This is a genomic window from Kineococcus indalonis, from assembly GCF_009906395.1.
Lineage (GTDB): Bacteria > Actinomycetota > Actinomycetes > Actinomycetales > Kineococcaceae > Kineococcus > Kineococcus indalonis.
Genome location: NZ_JAAALM010000229.1, coordinates 1 through 6,057, shown reverse-complemented (window position 1 = coordinate 6,057; position 6,057 = coordinate 1). Strand labels below are relative to the sequence as shown.

General features: G+C 78.6%; 8 protein-coding genes. 2 read left to right on the top strand and 6 right to left on the bottom strand.

Features of this window, described 5'->3' with window-relative positions:
• The 4 genes from GTR00_RS26375 to GTR00_RS12135 all read right to left on the bottom strand — a co-directional run.
• A partial coding sequence (locus tag GTR00_RS26375; protein ID WP_166611881.1) for a hypothetical protein occupies positions 1-187 on the bottom strand: 187 nt, incomplete at its 3' end.
• Positions 184-1,035, bottom strand: a complete 852-nt coding sequence (locus GTR00_RS12145) for a DUF3027 domain-containing protein (protein WP_323132433.1) — start codon at positions 1,033-1,035, stop codon at positions 184-186. The genes GTR00_RS12145 and GTR00_RS26375, both read right to left, overlap by 4 nt.
• A 2-nt stretch (positions 1,036-1,037) precedes the next feature.
• Positions 1,038-1,421, bottom strand: a complete 384-nt coding sequence (locus GTR00_RS26370) for a cold-shock protein (RefSeq protein WP_166611877.1) — start codon at positions 1,419-1,421, stop codon at positions 1,038-1,040.
• A gap of 115 nt (positions 1,422-1,536) precedes the next feature.
• Complete coding sequence (locus GTR00_RS12135; protein WP_205705647.1) at positions 1,537-2,358, bottom strand: HAD family hydrolase; 822 nt, start codon at positions 2,356-2,358, stop codon at positions 1,537-1,539.
• Positions 2,359-2,558: 200 nt separating this feature from the next.
• On the opposite strand from GTR00_RS12135, the gene GTR00_RS12130 reads away from it, so the two are divergent.
• Positions 2,559-3,191 (top strand): superoxide dismutase, encoded by a 633-nt coding sequence (locus tag GTR00_RS12130; RefSeq protein ID WP_166611876.1) that lies wholly within the window; start codon positions 2,559-2,561, stop codon positions 3,189-3,191.
• Positions 3,192-3,287: 96 nt separating this feature from the next.
• Here the strand turns inward: GTR00_RS12130 and GTR00_RS23985 are convergent, their stop codons facing one another.
• Complete coding sequence (locus tag GTR00_RS23985) at positions 3,288-4,166, bottom strand: LysR family transcriptional regulator (RefSeq protein ID WP_323132432.1); 879 nt, start codon at positions 4,164-4,166, stop codon at positions 3,288-3,290.
• A 94-nt stretch (positions 4,167-4,260) separates the two neighbouring features.
• Here GTR00_RS23985 and GTR00_RS12120 point away from each other — a divergent pair, with 94 nt between their 5' ends.
• Positions 4,261-5,478 carry an MFS transporter gene (locus tag GTR00_RS12120; RefSeq protein WP_323132431.1) on the top strand — a complete coding sequence of 406 codons (1,218 nt, stop codon included), beginning with the start codon at positions 4,261-4,263 and terminating at the stop codon, positions 5,476-5,478.
• On the opposite strand, the gene GTR00_RS12115 is transcribed toward GTR00_RS12120, so the two are convergent.
• Positions 5,453-6,057 (bottom strand): copper resistance CopC family protein (locus GTR00_RS12115; protein ID WP_166611874.1); only part of this gene is annotated, 605 nt, incomplete at its 5' end. The two genes, GTR00_RS12120 and GTR00_RS12115, sit on opposite strands and share 26 nt — an antisense overlap.

The following is a 6,057-nucleotide window of genomic DNA, read 5'->3' as shown; positions in this document are numbered from 1 at the left end:
GCGCCAGCTCGACGACCAGGCGGTCGCGGTAGGCGCCGAGGGCGGCGTCCTCCTCGGCGTTGGCGTCCTCGCGCAGCCGCGCCGGCGAGGCCGCCCACGCCTCCAGCACGCGCCGGCGCAGCGCGGCGGTGCCGAACGGGTCGGCCGCCGCCGGCTGCCCGGGGCGGTCCGGGACGCCGGTGCTCAGGACGCCGGCGCCGCTCCGGGCGCGGTGCCGTCCGCGCCCGCCCCGCTGCTCCCGGCCGGCTGCTCCTCCGGCGCCAGCAGGTCCAGCGCGTCGACGGCGAGGTCGTCCACCAGCGGCTCGCCGGGCACCTCCGGCTCCACCTCCACGTCCGTCTCGCTGTGCGCGCCGCAGCCGTGGTCGGCGCTGACGACCCGCCCGTCCTCGGGGGACCACTCGTTGGCGCACACGCCGAACAGCTGGCGCAGCGGCCCGGCGACCAGCAGGTAGAAGCCGCAGGTGGAGCACTGCGCCCTGGCGTTCTCGGCGATCTCGGTGCGCGGGCCGCGGTCGCCGTCGTACCAGCGGCGCGCGGCCTCGTCGCGGCCCAGCGGGGAGAGGACCCGCTCGCGGCCCAGGCCCAGCTCCCACAGCGCGACCGCGTCGGTCTCCTCGTCGCCGGTGGCCTCGAAGCCCTGCTCCAGCAGCGGGTCATGCTCCTTGCGCGGCAGCGTGTCGCGCGGGCCGACGTCGCCGGGGGCGATGCGCTCGGCCCACGGCAGCCACTGCGGCGGGCGCAGCGCGTCGTCGCCCGGCAGCAGGCACACCTCGCTGACGGTGACGTTGCGGGCGCGGGAGGCGCGCGTCAGCGTCACCGTCCAGCGCCAGCCGCGGTAGCCCGGCAGCAGGCAGTCGAAGGCGTGGCTGACGACGCGGTCGCCCTCGGCGACGGCACCGAGGTGCTCGCCGACGGTGCCCTCGTCGGCGACCTCCTCGGCCGCGGAGCGGGCCAGGTCCACGGCCGCGGCCGTCGCCGCGTCCAGGACGGGCTTGCGGGCGCGGCGCGGGCGCGCCGCGGTGCTCTCCGCCACCCTCAGGCCTCGAGGTCGTCGGCGACGGCGCGCAGGACGGTGGCGACCTTGCCGGCCCCGCCCTTCTCGGGGTAGCGGCCCCGGCGCAGGGAGCTGGAGACGCCGTCGAGCAGCTTGATGAGGTCCTCCACGATGACGACCATGTCCTCGGGCTTCTTGCGGGTGGCGCGGGCCACGGAGTGCACGGGGTCCAGCAGGCGCACCGACAGCGCCTGGGTGCCGCGCTCGCCCTGCACGACGCCGAACTCCACGCGGGCGCCCTTGGCGAGCGTCGCGGTGCCCGCCGGCAGCGCCGAGGCGTGCACGAACACCTCACCGCCGTCCTCGGCGGCGAGGAAGCCGAAACCCTTGTCGGCGTCGAACCACTTGACCTTGCCAGTCGGCACGGGAACCTTCTCGTGTGAGCGTCGGGCGCGGCGCGTCGGCCGCGGCCCGGGGTGGTCGTCGGGTGTCTGCGGGCCGTCGCGCCGCCGGTGGGGCGCGGCGACGGCCGCCACAAGGTTAACGGGGCGCGGGGGCGCCGACTTCCCCCGCGGGCGCGCCGGGCCGGGCCGCGGCGGCGGCCAGGTCGGCGGCGTGCCCGGCCAGCCAGGCGGGGAAGGCCCCCAGGTCGTCCAGCACGACGTCGGCGCCGGCCTCGCGCAGCGCGTCCGCGCCGTGCGCGCCGGTGGTGACGGCCACGGCGACGGCGCCGGCCACCCGCGCGGCGCGCACGTCGCCGGGGTGGTCGCCGACGTAGGCGGTGGCGCCCAGCGCGGCCAGGCGCGGGCCCTTGCGCTCGGCGAACAGGTCCCCGGCGACGTCGCCGGGGCGCACCGCGCCGGCCAGGCCGGCCGCGGCCAGCACCCGGTGCACGTTGGGGGTGTGCTTGGCGCTGACGACGACGCTGCGCCCGCCGTGGGCGGCCGGCGCGGCCAGCGCCGCGGCCGCGCCGGGGTAGGCGCGCACCCCCGGCACGCCCAGTGAGGGGTACAGCTCCTTGTAGCGCGCGGCCAGCGCCGCCACCTGCTCCGGGGGGGTGCCCGGCGCCAGCCCGGCGACGATCAGCTCCAGCGGCATGCCCGCGTACGGCCAGGTGTCCTCGGCCGTGACGTGCACGCCGACCTCGGCCAGCACCGCCCGCAGCGTGGCGGTGATGCCCTCGCTGGAGTCCACCAGCGTCATGTCCAGGTCGAAGCCGACGACGGGCGCACCCGGGGCGGGACCGGTCGCGGGGGCACCCGCGGGACCGGTCGCGGAGGCGGTCGCGGGACCGGTCGCGGGGGCGGTCGCGGCGTCGCCCGCGGGGCGCGCGGCGGGGCCGGTGGCAGCCGGTGGGGTCACCCCTCCACCCTGCCAGGCGCGGCCGGCACCCCCGACCGGGGCCGTGATCGACAGGTGGGATGCTGCCCGCGGCCGGTTGCGCGCCCCCGCGGGCTGCGCGAAGGTCGACCGCGCGGGTGCAGCAGACGCCCGGGGCTCCCCGGGTCGCCGTCCGCTCCGCGCCAGGACCCAGGTGAAGGACGAGGAGACGACGAGACGACATGGCTGACTACGCTCTGCCGGACCTTCCGTACGACTACTCCGCGCTCGAACCCCACATCTCGGGGACGATCATGGAGCTGCACCACGACAAGCACCACCAGGCGTACGTGACGGGTGCCAACACGGCCCTGGAGAAGCTGGCCGCGGCGCGCGACGCCGAGGACCTGGCGACCGTGAACCTGCACGAGAAGAACCTGTCCTTCAACCTGGGCGGGCACGTCAACCACTCGGCGTTCTGGCCGAACCTCTCCCCGGACGGCGGCGACAAGCCGACCGGTGAGCTCGGCGCCGCCATCGACGAGCACTTCGGCTCCTTCGACAAGTTCCGCGCCCACTTCGCGGCCGTGGCCGCCGGCGTGCAGGGCTCCGGCTGGGCGATCCTGGCGTGGGACTCGGTGGGCCAGAAGCTCATCAACGTCCAGCTGTACGACCAGCAGGGCAACCTCGCGCTCGGCCTGGTGCCGATCGTGCTGCTGGACGTGTGGGAGCACGCGTACTACCTGGACTACAAGAACGTGCGCGCCGACTACGTCAAGGCGTGGTGGAACGTCGTGAACTGGGCCGACGCCGCCCAGCGCTTCGAGCGGGCCCGCTCGCAGACCGCCGGCCTCATCGTGCCGCTGGTGCCGTGACGACCCGCTGAACCCCGGCAGGGGCGGTCCCCGCGCGGCGGGGGCCGCCCCTCGCCGCGTCCCCGGCCTGAGCGGCCCGCCCGCCGGGCGGGCCGCTCAGGCCGGGGCCCGCTCGGCCAGCAGCGCCAGGAACGCGCGCGCGGTCGCGGAGGCGCCCGCGCCGGCGTGCACGGCGCACACCCGGCGCACCGGTGCGTCGACCACGTCCAGGGCGCGCACCCCGGCGGCGGCGCGGGCGGTGGCGGCGGGCAGCAACGCCACGCCCGCCCCGGCGCGCACCAGGTCCAGCAGCAGCGCCGCCGAGGAGCTCTCCACGACGACGTCGCGGGCCAGCCCGGCCGCGGCGAAGGCCTCCTCGCCCTGCCGCCGCCCGCTGGTGCCGGCGGGGAAGTCCACCCCCGGGCGGGCGGCCACGTCCGCCAGGCGCACGCGCGAGCGCCCCGCCCACGCGTCGCCCTCGGCGACGACCGCGGCCAGCGGCTCGGTGGACAGCACCTGCACGGCGACCCCGGGCAGCGGCTCGGTCAGGGCGGTGCCGGTGAACCCGACGTCCAGGGTGCCGGCGGCCACCGCCGCCACCGTCTGCGCCGAGCCCTGCTCCACCACGCCCACCTGCACGCCGGGGTGCCGCTCGCGCAGCCGCACCAGCAGGCCGGCGAGGTCCACGCCGGCCAGCGTGGGGATGGTGCCCACCCGCAGCGGGCCCTCCACCGCCCCGGAGGAGGCGGCCACGTCGGTGCGCAGCCGGTCCAGCTCGGCCAGCACGGCGCGGGCGCGCGGCAGCAGCGCCTCGCCGGCGGCGGTCAGCCGCACGCTGCGGCTGGTGCGCTCGAACAGCGCCGCGCCCAGCTCGGCCTCCAGCCGGGCCACCTGGTGGCTCAGCGCGGACTGCGCCAGCCCGACGTCGGCGGCGGCGCGGGTGAAGTGCAGCGTCCGGGCGACGGCCAGGGCGCAGCGCAGCTGCAGGGGCGTCACCGCGTGGACGCTACTAGACCGATCGCGTTGCGCGATCGATCCAGCGGCACCGACGGCTTGGACGCCGCCGGGGGCGCGGGGGCACGCTGGGCGCGTGCTCACCCGCCCCCTGCTGCTGCTCATGGCCGTGGCCACCGGCCTGACCGTCGGCGGCAACTACGTCAACCAGCCGCTGCTGGACACGATCGGCGCCGACCTGGGCGTGGCGCCGGGCCGCACCGCCGTCCTGGTCACCACCGCGCAGGTCTCCTACGGGCTGGGGCTGCTGCTCGTGGTGCCGCTGGGGGACCTGCTGGAGCGGCGCCGGCTGCTGACCGTGCTGGCCCTGCTGGCCGCCGCGGGGCACGCGCTGTGCGCGCTGGCCGGCTCCTTCGCGCTGCTGCTGGTGGGCACGGCCGTGGCCGGGCTGTTCTCCGTGGCCGCGCAGGTGCTCGTGCCCTTCGCCGCGGAGCTGGCCGAACCCGGCCGGGAGGGGCGCGCGGTGGGCACCGTGATGAGCGGGCTGCTCGTCGGGGCGCTGCTGGCGCGCAGCGCCTCCGGCGCGCTGGCGGACCTGACCGACTGGCACGTGCCCTACGCCGTCGTGGCCGCCGGGCTGGTGGTGCTGGCCCTCGTGCTGCGCCGTCGGCTGCCGGTGAGCGTGCCCGAGCGCGTGGGCGGCTACGGCGCCACCCTGGCCTCCACCGCGGCGCTGGTGCGCGCCGAGCCGCGGCTGCGCACCCGGGCGCTGCTGGGCGCCGCCGCCTTCGCCGGGGTCTCGGTGCTCTTCGGCACGATGACGTTCCTGCTGGCGGGGGAGCGCTTCGGCCTCAGCGACGGCGCCATCGGCCTGATCGCCCTGGTGGGGGCCGGCGCGGCCGCGGCGGCCTCGCTGGCGGGCCGGCTGGCCGACGCCGGGCGCACCCGGCTGGCCACCGGCGCCGGGGCGCTGGTGCTGCTGCTGTCCTGGGCGGCGCTGGGCGCCTCCGCCTCGGGCGCGCTGACCTCGCTGGCGCTGTTCGTGGCCGGCTTCGCCCTGGCCGACCTGGGGCTGCAGATGGTGCACGTGTCCAACCAGAGCGTCGTGTACCCGCTGCGCCCGCAGGCCCGCGCGCGGCTGAACTCCGCCTACATGACGACGTACTTCGCCGGCGGGGCGCTCGGCTCGGCGGTGGGCTCGGCGGCGTGGGTCGCGGGCGGCTGGGGCGCGGTGACGGCCGCCGGGGCGGCGTTCGCGCTGGCCACGCTGGCGCTGTGGCTGCTCGACGTGCGCGTGGAGCGCCGCGCGCGCCGCGCGCCGCGGGACCTCAGCCCCGCCGCCGCCGCGCGGTGACCACGCCGGCCCCGGCCAGCAGCACCACCGCGGCGACGACCACCGCGGCCGTGGTGCCCCCGCCGCCGCCCTCGGCGGCCGGGGCGGCCTCGTCCGCCGTGGCGGAGGGCGCCGCCGAGGGGGGCAGGGACGACGCCGAGGGGTCCACGTCCGGGGTCGGGGCGGCGGTGGAGCCGGCCGCGGCGACGGCCTGCTCGGCGTCGAAGGTGAAGGAGCCGGAGATCGGGTGCCCGTCGGAGGAGGTCACCCGCCAGCGCACCTCGTAGGTGCCGGCGGGGCGCTCGCCCGTCAGGGCCTGGGCGACGGTCTCGTCGACCACCTGCGCCTCCCCGGTGGAGACCACCCCGGTGGGGCCGGTGACCTGCACCTGCGTGCCCAGGCCGACGGGGGCGGCGGACATCGTCAGCACGACGCGCTCGGGCGCCCGGGCCAGCGCCGCGCCGTCGGCGGGGTCGCTGGCCACGAGCCGGTCGTGCGCGGCGGCGGCCGGGGCCAGGGCCAGGGCGCCGCCCGTGCCGGCGCCCAGCGCCAGGGCGAGCGCGGCCGCGGCGCGCGCGGCGCGGTGCGCGGTCGTGGGGG